The 14998-nt window shown below is 45.5% G+C and carries 16 protein-coding genes; 3 read left to right on the plus strand and 13 right to left on the minus strand.

Going from position 1 to position 14998, the window contains the following annotated elements; genetic code table 11:
• Positions 1-80: 80 nt before the first annotated feature.
• Both IQQ51_RS25230 and IQQ51_RS25235 read right to left on the minus strand, forming a co-directional pair.
• Positions 81-575, minus strand: coding sequence for a DUF2780 domain-containing protein (locus tag IQQ51_RS25230; RefSeq protein WP_017058875.1), 495 nt, complete (start codon positions 573-575; stop codon positions 81-83).
• Positions 576-709: 134 nt separating this feature from the next.
• A complete protein-coding gene (locus IQQ51_RS25235; protein WP_008220519.1) occupies positions 710-1330 on the minus strand; it encodes an FKBP-type peptidyl-prolyl cis-trans isomerase in 621 nt (206 codons plus the stop codon).
• 213 nt (positions 1331-1543) lie between these two features.
• On the opposite strand from IQQ51_RS25235, the gene IQQ51_RS25240 reads away from it, so the two are divergent.
• The gene (locus tag IQQ51_RS25240) at positions 1544-2128 is read left to right on the plus strand and encodes a LysM-like peptidoglycan-binding domain-containing protein (protein WP_048605967.1); all 585 of its coding nucleotides are present in this window, start codon (positions 1544-1546) and stop codon (positions 2126-2128) included.
• Between the two features lie 59 nt (positions 2129-2187).
• Here IQQ51_RS25240 and IQQ51_RS25245 read toward each other — a convergent pair whose 3' ends face one another.
• From IQQ51_RS25245 to IQQ51_RS25295, 11 genes are all read right to left on the minus strand, one after another.
• Positions 2188-3036, minus strand: coding sequence for a DMT family transporter (locus IQQ51_RS25245; protein ID WP_193842467.1), 849 nt, complete (start codon positions 3034-3036; stop codon positions 2188-2190).
• Positions 3036-3488, minus strand: a complete 453-nt coding sequence (locus IQQ51_RS25250; protein WP_193842468.1) for a GNAT family N-acetyltransferase — start codon at positions 3486-3488, stop codon at positions 3036-3038. Before IQQ51_RS25250 ends, IQQ51_RS25245 begins: the two co-directional genes overlap by 1 nt.
• Positions 3489-3545: 57 nt before the next feature.
• Positions 3546-4112, minus strand: a complete 567-nt coding sequence (locus IQQ51_RS25255) for a Crp/Fnr family transcriptional regulator (RefSeq protein WP_193842469.1) — start codon at positions 4110-4112, stop codon at positions 3546-3548.
• 71 nt (positions 4113-4183) lie between these two features.
• Positions 4184-5938 (minus strand): lysophospholipid acyltransferase family protein, encoded by a 1755-nt coding sequence (locus tag IQQ51_RS25260; protein ID WP_050643265.1) that lies wholly within the window; start codon positions 5936-5938, stop codon positions 4184-4186.
• Between the two features lie 12 nt (positions 5939-5950).
• Positions 5951-6394 (minus strand): hypothetical protein, encoded by a 444-nt coding sequence (locus IQQ51_RS25265; RefSeq protein WP_193842470.1) that lies wholly within the window; start codon positions 6392-6394, stop codon positions 5951-5953.
• Between the two features lie 10 nt (positions 6395-6404).
• On the minus strand, positions 6405-6842 hold the full coding sequence (locus IQQ51_RS25270) for a YHS domain-containing (seleno)protein (RefSeq protein WP_048618618.1): 438 nt from the start codon (positions 6840-6842) through the stop codon (positions 6405-6407).
• A gap of 12 nt (positions 6843-6854) precedes the next feature.
• Positions 6855-7604 carry an NRDE family protein gene (locus IQQ51_RS25275; protein WP_193842471.1) on the minus strand — a complete coding sequence of 250 codons (750 nt, stop codon included), beginning with the start codon at positions 7602-7604 and terminating at the stop codon, positions 6855-6857.
• A gap of 2 nt (positions 7605-7606) precedes the next feature.
• Entirely contained in the window at positions 7607-8149 is a 543-nt protein-coding gene (locus IQQ51_RS25280; protein ID WP_048618622.1) for a hypothetical protein, read from the minus strand.
• A gap of 19 nt (positions 8150-8168) precedes the next feature.
• Positions 8169-9302 (minus strand): ATP-grasp domain-containing protein, encoded by a 1134-nt coding sequence (locus IQQ51_RS25285; protein ID WP_193842472.1) that lies wholly within the window; start codon positions 9300-9302, stop codon positions 8169-8171.
• Entirely contained in the window at positions 9299-9886 is a 588-nt protein-coding gene (locus IQQ51_RS25290) for a DedA family protein (protein WP_193842473.1), read from the minus strand. The genes IQQ51_RS25285 and IQQ51_RS25290 overlap by 4 nt, the downstream gene beginning before the upstream one ends.
• Before the next feature lie 284 nt (positions 9887-10170).
• Complete coding sequence (locus tag IQQ51_RS25295) at positions 10171-12147, minus strand: bifunctional 2',3'-cyclic-nucleotide 2'-phosphodiesterase/3'-nucleotidase (protein WP_048618628.1); 1977 nt, start codon at positions 12145-12147, stop codon at positions 10171-10173.
• Positions 12148-12561: 414 nt separating this feature from the next.
• Between IQQ51_RS25295 and cysD the strand changes: the two genes are divergently transcribed.
• Both cysD and cysN read left to right on the plus strand, forming a co-directional pair.
• Complete coding sequence (gene cysD / locus IQQ51_RS25300) at positions 12562-13506, plus strand: sulfate adenylyltransferase subunit CysD (RefSeq protein ID WP_258954156.1); 945 nt, start codon at positions 12562-12564, stop codon at positions 13504-13506.
• An 18-nt stretch (positions 13507-13524) separates the two neighbouring features.
• Complete coding sequence (cysN, locus tag IQQ51_RS25305) at positions 13525-14955, plus strand: sulfate adenylyltransferase subunit CysN (RefSeq protein WP_048605942.1); 1431 nt, start codon at positions 13525-13527, stop codon at positions 14953-14955.
• Positions 14956-14998: the final 43 nt, after the last annotated feature.

Genomic DNA, 14998 nt, shown 5'->3' on the forward strand with positions numbered 1-14998 from the left:
AAATATCTTTTCTTCCACGCAAAAAAAAAGAGCACCGAAGTGCCCTTATCAAATTTTAAGCTAGCTATTAATACTAACGATTATTGCCATATAGCTGAAAGTGAATCCATCAGGCCGCTCGTTGCACCTTGTGACTGCAGTGCTTGAAGAATAATTGGCGCAAATGTTGTAACCATTGATGGATCCATACCTAATCCAGAAAATGCACTTTCAACGGCACCTTGTGAGCTTAGTAGCGATGATAGACCCGTAGACTCAAGGCTCGACATACCCGGAATTAGTGTCGCGAGTTCTTTGTTGTCGGCTGTGCCAAGTGAGTTTTGTGCAAGGGCCAACATTGAACCAATACCGCCAACTGCTTGGTCGCTGGTAACAGAAGCTTGGTCAGCTACCGTATCCACTAGTGGCGTTGTTTCGTTCTGCTGAGACCACATATTCACTGCTGCCATTAGTGCAGTTTGTGATAGTTGGGAATAGTTGGTATCTGATGATGAACTGGTTTGTTCAGAGTCGCTAGTGCTAGCGCAAGAAACAACAGCTAGGCTGCTTAAAACTGTGATGAGTACTTTCTTCATTATTCGTCCTTAAGTAATAAAGTAATTTACTCTTTCACTATAAACGAAAAACGGCGATGTAGTGACATCGCCGTTGGATTATTTCAATTTTATTTGCCTATAGTATTTTGTTTTACTAAAGGTTTTTATAAAAATTAAAGAATTGCTAGAAGTTCTACTTCAAATACTAGAGCAGCAAATGGTGGGATTGCAGCACCTGCGCCACGCTCACCGTATGCTAGATCTTGAGGGATGTATAGCTTCCACTTAGAGCCAACAGGCATCATTTGTAGAGCTTGTACCCAACCTTGAATTACGCCAGTTACTGGGAATTCAGCAGGTTGACCGCGAGATACAGAGCTGTCGAAAACAGTACCGTCAGTTAGTTCGCCGTGGTAGTGAACACGTACTTGCTTGTCTGCAGTTGGGATTTCGCCAGTACCTTCAGTTAGTACTTCGTACTGAAGACCAGACTCAAGAACCGTTACTTCTGAACGAAGAGCGTTGTCAGCTAGGAAAGCTTCGCCGTCAGCAGCAGCAGCTTTAGCTAGTTCTTGACGTGCAGCTTCACCACGAGTGTGTAGCTCTTGTAGTGCGTTGTTGATTTCGTCAACTTCGATAGCTGGCATGTCGCCAACTAGAGCTGTTGCGATACCAGCAGCGATTGCGTCAACGTTTAGGCCTTCAAGACCAGAACCAGCAAGTTGTTGGCCCATTTGTAGACCGATACCGTAGCTAGCTTTTTGCTCTACAGTTTCAAATTTTACTTCAGACATGAAAAGTCACTCTTTTTGTCAGTACGAAAAGGGTAAGAATACCAGTATTAGCAGCGTGAAGAAACGGCTAGTCCCTGATCACTTGCGCTTTACCGTGCCCAAATCACAGCCATGTCAATTTTCTCGCTTTGGGCCTTGTTGTGACGGAAAGATCTATACTGTTGGTACTTTGGTTTTTATACTGTAGTTATTCAATGTATAGGACGCAGTGGTATGAATCGTCGTCAAAAGAAAAAACAGAAAGTTGACCACTTAGCAGAATTCAAGGATCGACTGAATCAGGTCAAAGAGAAATTGAGTTCGATCGATGTGAAGAAAATGAAAACCTCGACAGCGCAAACTTGGGGTTCATTGCCGAAGTTACACCAAAGACTGTTGATGGTGATTTCTCCGATCGTACTGATATTACTTTTTGTGCCACTACCAGAACCTAAAGTAGACACAGCTCCAACAACATCGCGCGTTGAGCTTGAAATAAACACCGTCGGCTTAAGCGAACAGCAAAATGCCAAGAGCAGTTCATCAGAACCGAGTAACAAAAATTGGCAGGAGTACCTTGTTAAGCAAGGGGATACGTTAGCGCAGGTTTTTCGAAACAACGATTTGCCATTGTCTGACTTGAATGCGTTAGTGCGTATTGAAGGTGCAGATAAGCCACTTAGTCAGATTCGTAAAGGCCAGCTGGTTCGTTTCAAACTTGCTGAAACTGGGCAGTTGGACATTCTTCAGCTAGAGAAAGGCGACACTTCGGTGATGTTCTTCCGCTTATCCGATGGTGGCTTCGGTCGCAGTAAGTAGATGAACAGTAAGCCTGAGTTAGAGCACTTCACCAGACACAGATAAACGATAGAAAAGAGCTAAGCATTAGCTCTTTTTTTTGGTCGCTTGAAAGGGGCGAGTGGCAAGATGATAAGCATGATACCGATAAAGGTTAATGTATCTGGAATCTCATCGAACCATATTGCACCTATTAGCGCGACAAACACCAATCCTGAATACTCAGCCAAGGCAATTTGGCTAGAGTGTGCTTTTTGATAGGCAGCAACCGCAAGGCCGTTGTAGCTTAAGATTAGTGTCGCACTTAATGCTATGTACCCCAAATGCTCCACAGACACCGGCTGCCAGTATAAGAAGCACAGTACTAATGAGGCTGGAATAGAGAATAAGGTTGTCCACCACAGCGTAGTGACCACCGTTTGCTCACTAGGAAGCCTTCTTACGAGTACATTAAATAGCGCGAGAGTGAGTGCTGTCCCCAAAGCAAACAATGCTGCCCAATGAAATTGCGATGGTCTCAAGACAATCAATGCACCAATAAAACCTATGGTTGTGGCGATAACCTTGCCGAGTGCCGGTTGCTCTTTCAATAGCAACATTGAGAGCGGCAACATCAGTAAAGGCGCGACATAAAATACTGCGTTGGCGGTTGCCAAAGACAAGTGAGTGATCGCGACCACCATACATCCACTGCCGATTAGAATTAACTGACCTCGAATGAAGGTTACCTTAGCCTGCTGTAAGCGCCGTTGTTCTTTTTTCTGTTGTAGCCACAAAGGGGTGATGATGAGCAGAGATATCAACTGTCGGAAAAAAATATACTGCAAGGGCGGTACTTCGCCATTTAACAGCTTTACCGCTACGTCGGAAAGCGAGGCAAACAAGTTACCTGCAACCAACAATAGAATACCGGCAGTGATATTCGTCATTATTTTTCTAATCTCATGTCTACATGAGGAATGTCATCTTCGAGGTACATATCCGAGATGGTCTTGAAGCCGTGGCTCGCATAGAAGTTTTCTAGGTGCTGCTGCGCGCCAATATCAATGGCCGTATTTGGCCAAAGAGCCTCGCAGCGTGTTAATGCTTCTTTGACTAATTGATGCCCCAAGCCATCACCTCTTGCTGATTGCTTGGTTGCGACTCGGCCGATGCTGGTGTTGTCGTAAGAGGTACCTGGTGGTAATAAACGTGCACACGCTACCAACTCTTCATCAGAATAGCCAAGCAGGTGCTCAACACCTGCGAGTGTATCTTTACCGTCGAGTTCTGGATAAGGACAAGTTTGCTCCACCACAAATACATCGACTCTTAATTTAAGTAGTTGATAAAGCTGTTGTGTTGAGAGTTCAGAAAACGGAATTGAGTGCCAAGTGATCATGTTTACATCCAGAGGTTATCGATGCTCTGAATGTACTATGCGCGATGATTGTTGGCATTAACTATTGTTAATTCGACCTTTAATTCTGCTAAGGCTGATTGCAGTTATTCCTAGGTAGGCTGCAATTTGATTGTCGTTCAAGCGCTGCTCAAGGTCGGGATAGTGCTCGCAGAACAGCTGATAGCGTTGCTCTGGTGTATAGAGCAGCATGAAGCGTTCTTTATTTTCCTTATGCATCAGCTGTGTTTCTAACAGCTTTAAATACAAAGGATTATTTGATGCTCGCCACTCGATAACCGCATTCATTGGCAGCTCTAACATGGTGATAGGGGTGAGGGTTTCAAGCAGGTAAGGAGAAGCTTGGTTCTTTATCAGACTCTCAAAACCGATGATCCAATCTTGTTCCCAATAGAACTCTTTGCTGTATTGCTTACCGTCATTGGTGAGGTAGCAGGCGTGGCACAAGCCTTCAAGTACAAAGTAGATTGAACTCGCCATCTCACCTTGATTGATCAAGATGTGTCTTGTTGGCAGTTCAAGTGGCTTGGCGACAGCAACTAGAGATTCAATCTGGCTTTCTGAGAAGTCGAAGTTTTGTAGTTGTTCGATAAAAGAGGTGTGCATGAAAATAACCTAACCCAAATAAGTGTCGAAATCATCGCACTTATTTGAGTGTAGGTACAGAGTAGGCGAAATCAGCGTTGAGCATGTTGCTCTAGATAGTCTTGAGCAAGCTCTCTGCCCATGTATTTACCCAGGGTTTTCAGTGGTACCTTTTTAAGGTTTACCACAATCAAGCCATCCAAGGCATCATTAAATGATGGGTCAACGTTAAAACACACCAGTTTACCGTTCATCCCTAGATATTGGCGCAGCAGTACTGGCAGGCCTTTACCTTGCTCCATACGTGCTAACACTTTAGAGAGCAGGGGCACACTCGCCAGTGAAGAGAGCAGGTGATTCTGCCAGAACACATGACTGCTGGTATTGAGTGGTGATGAAGGTGAAACCAAATTCGCCTTTTCCTCGTCGTAGTGATGGATTGATAAGGTGGTCGCGATCAACAGACGCGCATTGTGGCTGTAATCATTACTGATACTGACAGGGCCGAACAGATGGGTGTATTGAGGGTGACGAGACACAAAGGTCGCGATGCCTTTCCACAATAGTAACAGTGAGTTCAGGCTCTTTTGGTAAGGCTTACTTACCACTGATCGCCCAAGCTCAATGCTGTTTTCTAGAGTATCAATGAATTCTTGGTTGTAGTTAAACAGGCTACGAGAGTAGAGCTGATCAAGCCCGTGCTCAGCGATGAGTTTGTCGACCATACCGAGTCGATACGCGCCAACCAGTTCTGCCTTGGTTTTATTCCACACAAACAGTTGATGGTAGTAAAGGTCATACTCATCTAAATCACAGGCAAGTCCGCTGCCTTCTCCGACTTCTCTAAAGCTCTCTTCTCTTACTCGACCAATCTCGCGCATTAAGTTAGGAATAGATTGGCTTGGCGTGCAGTAGACCTCAAAGTCCCCTTGCTCAAGTAACTTCATCTCTTCCGGAAGAGAGTCGACCTCTATTGCCAACACTTCTGGTGGAATAGGCGCAATCACTTGGGTATCAAAAGAGGGGGCGTGGATGGGCGTGTTCGGGCTGTCTTGTTGACTCATTAGGTAGGTATTGAGTCGTAGGTAGTTGACGATATCCATCTCTTTTTCAAACGATTTGATCTCTGAATACGGAATCGATGAGCCAATCGAGATAGAGATAGTCGTCGCCTGTTTATTAAGAAGTTCACGGCCGAGTAGAGCGGTTCTTAATAGTGGATGAACCCGTCCTGCTTGGTAGAACAGCTCGCTATTTTTACCATTGATAAAGATAGGCACCGTGGTGGCTTGGTGACGTTTGACGAATTTCGCTACCGACTTGCTCCACTCGATGTCTGTCAGTGTTTTTGCCCCTTTACGGTAGCTCGATACTTCACCTGCTGGGAATACAATCAATAGCCCACCATCAGCCAAATGACGATTGGCATCTCGAATCGCTTTGGCATTGGTGCGTTTCGATTCTTTACTGTTAAAGACATCGACACCGATGAAAAGATCATCCAGTTCAGGCAGGCGTTTAAGTAGTTCATTGGCCAACACCTTCACATCCTTCCTTACTGATCCTACTAGATCGGCAAGGATCACGCCTTCAATAGCACCAAGTGGATGGTTAGCCACAATCACCACTGGCCCTTCTTCCGGGATATTCTCTGTGGTGCCAGATGAAACCGAGTAGTCGATATTGAGCGCCGACAGGGTGTGATGCATGAATTCAAAGCTAGATAACTCGTTTGGTCGATCTTGATAGAGTCGGTCTAGCTTAGATAGCCCAGTTGCCCACTCGACAACAGACTCACCTAAGCCAAAAGGCGTGTAACGTGGTAAACGAAAAGGACTATCAATCATAATGAAGCTACCTTATTGACTAAAGTTGTTTAGGAAACCGTCTTGATTCTTGAAATCTTTCACACTTAAAAACGCACCGCATAACCACACTAGGCATGCCATGCCAAACAATAATCCGCCGTCGTAACCGATAATTTCACCCGCTGCATTGAACTCAGGCATCTGAATACCGAGCGGCGTAAACAGGTGGAAAAATATCGCGCCGCTCATAATCCCCACGCTCATAATGGCACCCAGGCCATGCCAACGAGTGAACAGAAAAATGGCTGCAATCAATTCAGCGAATCCAATCAAGTAGCCGCCAAACGAGCCGAACCAACTGAGCCCTGACCATGCCGCGAGCGTGCCAAAGATATGCTCTGTCTCGTATGAGCCAGTGAACTTAAAGAACAGCGACTGAATAAACACAAACGCGATAAATGCCGCAGGGATATGTTTGGCTGGAGTGAATATCATCGTTATTCCCTTACTTAATCAGTTGCGGCCAAACTTTATCGGCTTGTTGAATGTGCTGTGCTTGGTCTTGTTCCCAACGCTGCTTAATCTCTTGGTCGTAGTTGAGGTAAAGCTTGTTATCAACAATCGTCCATTGATGTGGGTCACCCGGTGCAAAGTCACTCTTCGCTGATACTGCCCAAGCGCAATAGCCACCATATTGAGGGGCATATTTTTCAGGATTATTAACAAATAAAGTCAGATTCTTTTCAGAAGAGAAATACCAATCCGCCCCTTTGTACTCAGTGCTGAATTTTTTACTACCTTCAATGGGCTTACCGGAAGTGAAATATGCGACGGTATCGTAGCCATCGAGCGCCTTACTGCTAAAGAACCCAGTGTAGATTTCATCGGCGGCAAATACGTATGGGCTAACAAGTAGCAGAACCATGGTGAATAGTTTTCTCATGATGGACTCCATCTATAGATTGATTGCGGGTGATAAATCAAAAGTAAAGCGTTGCTGATTTATCTGGCATGGTTTAATGGGTTCGCATGGTGAGCCGGGTGCATAAAACATAGAGGCTTGGTCATGCAGATTACGTAAGTGTGTAAAGCTCACGGTATGTGCGTCTTCGCGATGCATACAGGTTGCTAAATGAGGTTGTTCGTTGTAATGGTGAGAGTGAAACTTAAGTAAGTTCTGTTGATTCTTACCTGTTGCCATAAGCTGATCGTATTTTGCTTGTCGGTAGGCTTGCACTCGCTCTAAATCAACACCGGATGAGAAGAGTGGAGAATCAGTGTCGACTATTTGATGTTGAATACCATCCCACATGTAGGCGATAACCAGACCATTGTGTTGGGTTAGATTGGGCGCGAAAGCCAGCAAGGTAAATGGGGCAAAAGAGTGTAGGTCTAGCTTGTGAAATGCTTCAGAGAGCTGACTGATATTACGACTCGATGATAGGTTTTTAAGTAGCAAACCGCGGCTGACTAAAGGCCCAACGGGCACTGTGCCTTGATAGTTATTGAGTAGGCATAGCGAAAGCCCGAACTCATTAATACTTATCCAGCTACCGCCGCCAGTTGGGTCGAGTGGCATGATGATATCGACACCGTTAACTCGATATTGTTTAGGCGGCATCGCTAGCGCCCGTGTCTTCTGTTCATCACGATTAAAAAAGACCTGATAGCCATTGTCTTCAAGCAGCCAAGATACTGAACACATGATTATTGTTCCCTCAGATAGCTGTTGGTGGTTGGGGCATAACCAAAGGTGTTGCAGGTCTCGACGTCTAGGAAGGTGGTGATCACCTTGATCATCGCGTAATGATGATTGGCATGCAGTGCGGCAAAGGTGACCTCTCTTTCGAGCGTTGAAGGCAGGCTTGCGAACACTTGAGCGTCCATCGAAACTTCGGTTTGGATCATGATAGGCGCTTCGAGATCTCGACGGTCTAATCGTTCAAGCCAGTTGATCACATAGTGGATCTCTTTGACTGCAATAGAGCGGTCGTATTCGACGGGATGACCACGACGACGAGTGTTGTAATCAACGGTCTCATCCTCTTTTAAAATCAAGGCGTGAAAAAGATCCAGTGTGTGACGAGTATGTTCACCGATAGAGCTTGTAACGTGTGGCTTTGCTCGTGTTAGGTAATCGCTGTCAGAAATCGCTAACAAAAACTCTAGACCCTGATTCAATATCTCTACCGCTCCCTTGATGCTAGGAGAGAAAGAAGTAAGGGCGCTCGGTTGGGCTATGGGGTTCATTCATGATCCTCGTGCAAAGTTAGTCGGTAGTCGGATATTGTTGAACAAGACGTCGCTCTTCTTGCCACGCCGCAAATAAGCTCTTGAAAGGAGGGGATTGGTGACCTCGTTGTTTTTGCTGAGCGCCAATATCAAAAAGAATGCGGTATTGCAGGAGTAGCGTAGAAAATATCTCTCGTAATGGGGTGTCGCGATCCCAGATATGTCCAGCCTCACTGCTTGCGCCATTGACCTCAAGAATCGTGAAATCCTCACCGTTCATTAGGCTGTACATGTCTTTAAACTTGACGTCGAGTCGACCAAAGTGAAAGCCATCGAAGTCGTCGAATATCTCGTCTAAGCGTTCTGTTAAAGCCTGAGTGATGTATTGATTACCGTCTCGGAAGATACAGCCACGGCTATGGCTGCCTGCAAACGCGAGTTGGAACTCTTCGTCCTCTGCGAGCACTTGATCCAATTTATCTTGATGTCTCGGTAGATACAGGTGACTAAGCTGCCCAGCACGCGGGCTATTTTCAATTAACTGCTTGAGTGTCGACTTGCCATCACCCATCACCATTGGCGCATATTTGAGTGTGATCGAGATGATCTCACCTTGCTTTTTGTTTGGGTAACGAACGTAGAAAACACCCGCTTCGGCTTGATAAGGCGCCTTTTTCTGCAGTAGAAAGCGAGCATTATTTGGGAAAGATTCAACATACTGCTCAAGTTGATCTTGTGTGTTGATCAGCTTAACTCCGACACCTCGACAGCCAAGATCCGGCTTCGCCACGATTGGGAAATCAAGATCTGATTGTATGAGTGCGCTGCGTGCGTCTTCGGCTTGTTTTTTACTGCTGAGATCCGTTTTGGTTAGGGTAATAAACGGAGAGATCCAACGCTGACTTGAAGATCCGGCAAGGCTCAATATCTCGTGCTTTGATTCGCCGACCATGCCACTAAGTTTGATGCTTGGATTGGCGATGAGTGGCAGCGCCCAGTCAAAGTGCCGTAACCCTTGCATCAGGCTTTGAATGACCACTGGCGTGTAGAAGAACCAAGTCGGAAGAAACTCATAAGGAGAGACACTGCGCACGGTATCTTTTTCAAGCAGAGGCATACCTGCATTAATTTGATGTGCGGGAATGATGCGAATATCTTGCGGTGAACTCATGATAGCCCTCTAGAGTAGGTTTTATTCATTAATCGATTGCCGATAAACAGCAAAACGATGGCACACGGAATGACGATCCATTGATATTCAGAGGCTTGCAGCCACGCTGATGTCCCTAAATAGTAGATGGCAGAGAAGACAATGCCAGTCCAGAGCGCAGTTGCGCTGATGACGGCAAATAAGAAAGTAGGCAGTGGGATGGCGAAAAAGCCACTCAGGGTAAAACCAACGGTGCGTAGCCCAGGAATAAAGCGGATAACAAAAAGGCTGCTGAATGCGTTTTGGCGTAATTTGGTACGAAGCGAACGAAAGTACTTATTGGTGAGGGCTTTATATCGAACGCCTCGGAAGTAACGTCCTGATTTTCCAAGGTAGTAGAGGCCCAAGTCACCTGTGGCAATACCGATGAAAATGGCAAGCAGCGCATATTGAGGAGGAATGAGCCCTTGAGTGGCTAAACCGGCAGCGGTAACAATCGCAAGATCTTCAAGCAGGTAAGAAAGCGCGATAATGCCAAGCATCAGCCATAGCAGCGACTCCTCCCCTGAATGTAACCATGCTTGAATGCTCTCGACCGTGCTCATCAAATGTCCTTTTCTATCCTATAGATGAATGGCTTAATGACCATTCATTGAGTGTAGTAAATTAAATAGACACGAGGAGCAGAGAAAAACTTACAGACAATTAGCGCTTTTTTGTGCTGATTGAATGCAATGAGTGGTTTGAGGTATGCGGTTTCGGTGCAGCATCAGAGGATGTTAAAGGGTTAGAAACGTAAGGTTTTGGAGTGAATATTGAGAAGAAAAGAAAAAGGCTGAGTCGTTAAACTCAGCCTTTTAGAAGGTTAACTATGGATTACTGAAGCAATCTATTTAGTTAGATCAATCTGGTAAACAGCGAAACCAACATCGTCAGTCGCAACACGTTTCATCGGGTATTGACCCTTCTCTTTGATGAACTCTGCTGCTTTCTCGCTTGGCGACGTTTCAAAGCGGATATCTAGTTTGTTATCTGTTTTGATTGGTGCAAATGACCAGTTGTTGTCAGCCGTTGGGCTTACTTGACCTTGCTCTTTGCTTACGCGAGAGATGTAGTTTGCAAGAACAGTACGGTTCTCATCTGGTGCATCAAATGCGATGAAATCTTCACCTGTACCTGGGAATTTAGCACTGTATGCACGGTAGTTGTTGGTTGCGATCAGGAAGTCTTGCTTCATGTCGATTGGCTTACCTTGGTAAGTTAGGCCAACAATACGCTGTGAATCAGGGTTAACCACTTTACAGTTTGCATCGTATTTCGCAGGTTGAGTTACGTCGATTTGGTAATCAACACCGTCGATAACATCGAAGTTGTAAGTACGGAAGTTATCCCACTCGATCAACTGTTGTGGTGCCGTTGAGTTAACATCCACTTGGTTGAACTGACCAGCAGAACACTCAAGCCACTCTTTTACTTCGTGACCTGTTACCTTCATTGCAACTAGCGTGTTCGGGTAAAGATACAAGTCAGCTGCGTTACGGAATGTCAGTTGGCCAGATTCAACTTCAGTGAAGTTCGCTGGGTCATTCTTACGACCACCCGCTTTGAATGGTGCAGCGGCTGAAAGTACTGGCGTACCATCTAGGTCAGGGTCACCTTGGATGAACTGCTCAACGTAATCTTTCTGTGCAAGGTTAACGATTTGAACTGTTGGATCGTCTTGTACTAGAGACAGGAAGCTGTACATCACGTCGTCTGCTTTACCAATCGGTTGGTTAACAAACTCACGAGTACCTGCGTGGTCTTTTTCTAGTGCTGTTACGATGCCTTCATCAGCTGCAGCAAGCGATTTCTTCTCGATCTTGTCGTAGATAGGGCGCGCTTCTGATTGGCCTTTCACCACTTCCCATTTACCGTCTTTTTGTGCAAGTGTTAGATCCATAACACCAACGTGGCTACCCCAACGACCTGGCATTACTGCCGCAACGCCGTTCATTGTACCCGTTTCGTTGTCGATGCCTTGGATGTCATCAAAACCTTTACCTGGGAACACGGCGTGAGAGTGGCCGAATGCGATTGCATCGATGCCGTCTACTTCAGATAGGTAGAACGTTGAGTTCTCTTCGCCATTTTTGTATGGGTCCGTTGATACACCTGAGTGAGGGATAGCAACGATAACTTCAGCGCCTTCCGCTTTCATTTGAGGCACTAACTCGTTAGCTGTCTCAATGATATCGCGAGCGATTACTTTACCTTCAAGGTTCTTCTTATCCCACGTCATGATTTGTGGTGGAACGAAACCGATGTAGCCGACTTTTACTTCATGCTCTACGCCTGCAGTATCTTCAAACGTGTGCGTCTTGATGATGTAAGGCGTGAAGTAGTGTTCTTTGGTTTTTGCGTCGTAAACATTAGCACTGATGTACGGGAAATCAGCATCGTTGATTGACTCTTCTAAGAACTCAAGACCGTAGTTGAATTCGTGGTTACCTAGGTTTGCAGCGTCGTAGCTTAGCTGGTTCATAGCTTTGTATGCAGGGTGAACCTCACCAGCTTCGATGCCTTTGTCTGCCATGTAGTCACCCATTGGGCTACCTTGCAGCAAGTCACCGTTATCAACTAATACGCTGTTGGTTACTTCGTTTTGAGCTTCTTTTACTAGAGTTGCAGTACGTGCTAAGCCGATTTTTTTCGATGGCTTGTCTTTGTAGTAATCGTAATCCATTAGGTTGGTATGGATGTCCGTTGTCTCTACGACACGTAGTTTAATCACTTCATCGGTATCTGGTGTTGTTGTACAGCCTGCTAGAGTCAAACCAAGACCTGCAAGTACAGCCAATGACAAAGGTTTCATTGCAACTTTCATTTTGTAGCTCCAAAGTGGATAGTAGAAAATTCGTTGCGTAATGTAACAAAATGGAATGAAACAATGATTACAACGAATGTGAATTCGTGACTTAGATCGATTACTTTATGGTGTTCTGCAAGACGCCTCCCAAACCTGCTTAATCGATGCGCAACTGATATCGATAATATTAGTCCATTCATTTCACCTGCTTATCGATAAATTAAATCCCTTATCAGCTTTTCGAATAAAAAATGAAATTTTAGAATTTCCAGTAATATGAGAGGCTCGTCATAATGCTTATATCAAGGACGTATCAGGCAGACGAATAGCAAGGATAGCTCAACACGAAGCTTCTGTTTTCTTCTAGTGCCAATACTCCCATTCACTCAAGTGGATGAGTTAAATCCCATGCTTGGCAAGACCAAGTAATGAATTGCTCGTAACGCGAGCCTTAAAGGAAGCACTGAAATGGACCAAGAACGTTTAACCCACCTAAAACAGCTCGAAGCGGAAAGTATTCATATTATCCGTGAAGTGGCGGCTGAGTTTGATAACCCAGTGATGATGTACTCCATCGGTAAAGATTCTTCTGTGATGCTTCATTTAGCTCGCAAAGCGTTTTACCCAGGCAAGATTCCATTCCCACTATTACACGTTGATACAGATTGGAAATTCCGCGAGATGATTGAGTTTCGTGACCGCACTGCAGAAAAGTACGGTTTTGACCTTTTGGTACATAAGAACCCTGAAGGTATCGAGATGGGTTGTAGCCCATTCGTACATGGTTCTTCGAAACACACAGACATCATGAAAACTCAGGGCCTTAAGCAGGCGTTAAACAAGTATGGGTTCGATGCGGCTTTCGGTGGCGCGCGTCGTGATGAAGAGAAATCTCGAGCGAAAGAGCGTGTTTACTCTTTCCGCGATAAGAACCACACATGGGATCCAAAAAACCAACGTCCAGAGTTGTGGCACACCTACAACGGTCAGGTGAATAAGGGCGAAAGTATTCGTGTATTCCCTTTATCAAACTGGACTGAACTGGATATTTGGCAATACATCTATCTAGAGAGCATCGATATTGTTCCGCTTTACCTTTCTGATAAACGCCCAGTTGTTGAGCGTGATGGCATGCTGATCATGGTTGATGATGACCGTATGGAGCTGCAAGAAGGTGAAGTGATTGAAGAGAAAAGCGTTCGTTTTCGTACTTTAGGCTGTTACCCACTAACCGGAGCGGTTGAATCTGAGGCGAATACGCTAACAGGCATTATTGAAGAGATGCTGGTGGCGACGTCTAGTGAGCGTCAAGGTCGAGCGATTGACCATGATCAGTCGGGCTCTATGGAGCTGAAAAAGCGCCAAGGTTATTTCTAAGAATCTAAGGAAAGAAAAATGAATAGTGCAGTAGAAGCCGAATTGGCTGAACTAGGGATTGAAGGTTATCTAAGTCAGCATCAGCATAAATCTATGCTTAGATTTTTAACTTGTGGCTCGGTAGATGATGGTAAAAGTACGCTGATCGGTCGCTTGCTCCATGATACAAAACAGATTTATGAAGATCAGCTAGCAGCGGTTCACTCAGATAGCCAACGAGTGGGTACCACAGGTGAGAAGCCTGATTTGGCACTGCTTGTTGATGGTCTGCAGGCTGAGCGTGAGCAAGGCATCACGATCGATGTAGCTTACCGCTACTTCTCGACTCAAAAACGTAAGTTCATTATTGCTGATACTCCAGGGCATGAGCAGTACACGCGCAACATGGCGACAGGCGCTTCAACGTGTGATCTAGCGGTGATCTTGATTGATGCTCGTAAGGGCGTTCTGGATCAAACCCGTCGTCACTCGTTTATCTCTAACCTACTTGGTTTGAAGCATTTCATCGTCGCTGTAAATAAGATGGATCTCGTGGATTACGCACAAGATCGTTTTGAAGAGATTCGCGATGAATACCTAGAGTTTGCAGAAAACCTAGAAGGAGAAACTAACATTCAGATCTTGCCAGTATCGGCGCTTGAAGGCATCAACGTTGCTGCACCAAGTAAAGAGCTTGCATGGTTCGACGGCCCATCTCTACTCGAAGTGTTAGAGAACGTCGACATTGACCAAAAGCGTTCTGCGGGTGAATTCCGATTCCCAGTTCAGTACGTCAATCGTCCTAACTTAGACTTCCGCGGTTTTGCTGGCACCGTTGCTTCTGGCCGTGTCAGTGTCGGTGATGAAATCAAGGCGCTGCCGTCAGGCAAAACTTCTAAGGTTGCACGTATTGTGACTTTTGATGGTGATTTGGAATCTGCGCAAGCGGGCTTGGCGGTAACACTGACCCTTGAAGATGAGATTGATATCAGCCGTGGTGATTTAATTGTGCTAGAAAACGCGCAGATTGAATCCACTAACCACGTATTGGCTGACATCGTGTGGATGACAGAGCAACCATTGCAACCGGGCAAAGCTTACGACATCAAGATCGCAGGCAAGAAAACCGTTGGCCAGGTTGAAACCGTTCGTCACCAATACGACATCAACAACCTATCGACTCACGCTGTCGATGAGTTGCCATTGAATGGCATTGGCTTGTGTGAATGGTCACTGAATGAGACTGTCGCGCTGGATAAATACCGTGAGAGTGCGGATACCGGTGGCTTTATCGTGATCGACCGACTAACCAACGTGACGGTTGGCGCGGGTTTGATTCGAGACCGTTTGGACTCTGTTGAACAACAAGTCGGTAACTTCTCTGCATTTGAACTTGAGTTCAACGCATTGGTCCGCAAACATTTCCCTCATTGGGATGCCAAAGATCTAAGCCAATTACTGAAGTCATAAACGACCAAGTAACAGCTTATTGAATCAGGCGGAAACCCATCGT

This window comes from Vibrio sp. OPT18, assembly GCF_015163615.1.
Lineage (GTDB): Bacteria > Pseudomonadota > Gammaproteobacteria > Enterobacterales > Vibrionaceae > Vibrio > Vibrio coralliirubri.

Excerpts from the sequence above, each read along its gene's own strand:
- IQQ51_RS25230 (WP_017058875.1), bottom strand. The coding sequence starts at position 575 with ATGAAGAAAGTACTCATCACAGTTTTAAGCAGCCTAGCTGTTGTTTCT.
- IQQ51_RS25235 (WP_008220519.1), bottom strand. The coding sequence starts at position 1,330 with ATGTCTGAAGTAAAATTTGAAACTGTAGAGCAAAAAGCTAGCTACGGT.
- IQQ51_RS25240 (WP_048605967.1), top strand. The coding sequence starts at position 1,544 with ATGAATCGTCGTCAAAAGAAAAAACAGAAAGTTGACCACTTAGCAGAA.
- IQQ51_RS25245 (WP_193842467.1), bottom strand. The coding sequence starts at position 3,036 with ATGACGAATATCACTGCCGGTATTCTATTGTTGGTTGCAGGTAACTTG.
- IQQ51_RS25250 (WP_193842468.1), bottom strand. The coding sequence starts at position 3,488 with ATGATCACTTGGCACTCAATTCCGTTTTCTGAACTCTCAACACAACAG.
- IQQ51_RS25255 (WP_193842469.1), bottom strand. The coding sequence starts at position 4,112 with ATGCACACCTCTTTTATCGAACAACTACAAAACTTCGACTTCTCAGAA.
- IQQ51_RS25260 (WP_050643265.1), bottom strand. The coding sequence starts at position 5,938 with ATGATTGATAGTCCTTTTCGTTTACCACGTTACACGCCTTTTGGCTTA.
- IQQ51_RS25265 (WP_193842470.1), bottom strand. The coding sequence starts at position 6,394 with ATGATATTCACTCCAGCCAAACATATCCCTGCGGCATTTATCGCGTTT.
- IQQ51_RS25270 (WP_048618618.1), bottom strand. The coding sequence starts at position 6,842 with ATGAGAAAACTATTCACCATGGTTCTGCTACTTGTTAGCCCATACGTA.
- IQQ51_RS25275 (WP_193842471.1), bottom strand. The coding sequence starts at position 7,604 with ATGTGTTCAGTATCTTGGCTGCTTGAAGACAATGGCTATCAGGTCTTT.
- IQQ51_RS25280 (WP_048618622.1), bottom strand. The coding sequence starts at position 8,149 with ATGAACCCCATAGCCCAACCGAGCGCCCTTACTTCTTTCTCTCCTAGC.
- IQQ51_RS25285 (WP_193842472.1), bottom strand. The coding sequence starts at position 9,302 with ATGAGTTCACCGCAAGATATTCGCATCATTCCCGCACATCAAATTAAT.
- IQQ51_RS25290 (WP_193842473.1), bottom strand. The coding sequence starts at position 9,886 with ATGAGCACGGTCGAGAGCATTCAAGCATGGTTACATTCAGGGGAGGAG.
- IQQ51_RS25295 (WP_048618628.1), bottom strand. The coding sequence starts at position 12,147 with ATGAAAGTTGCAATGAAACCTTTGTCATTGGCTGTACTTGCAGGTCTT.
- cysN (WP_048605942.1), top strand. The coding sequence starts at position 13,525 with ATGAATAGTGCAGTAGAAGCCGAATTGGCTGAACTAGGGATTGAAGGT.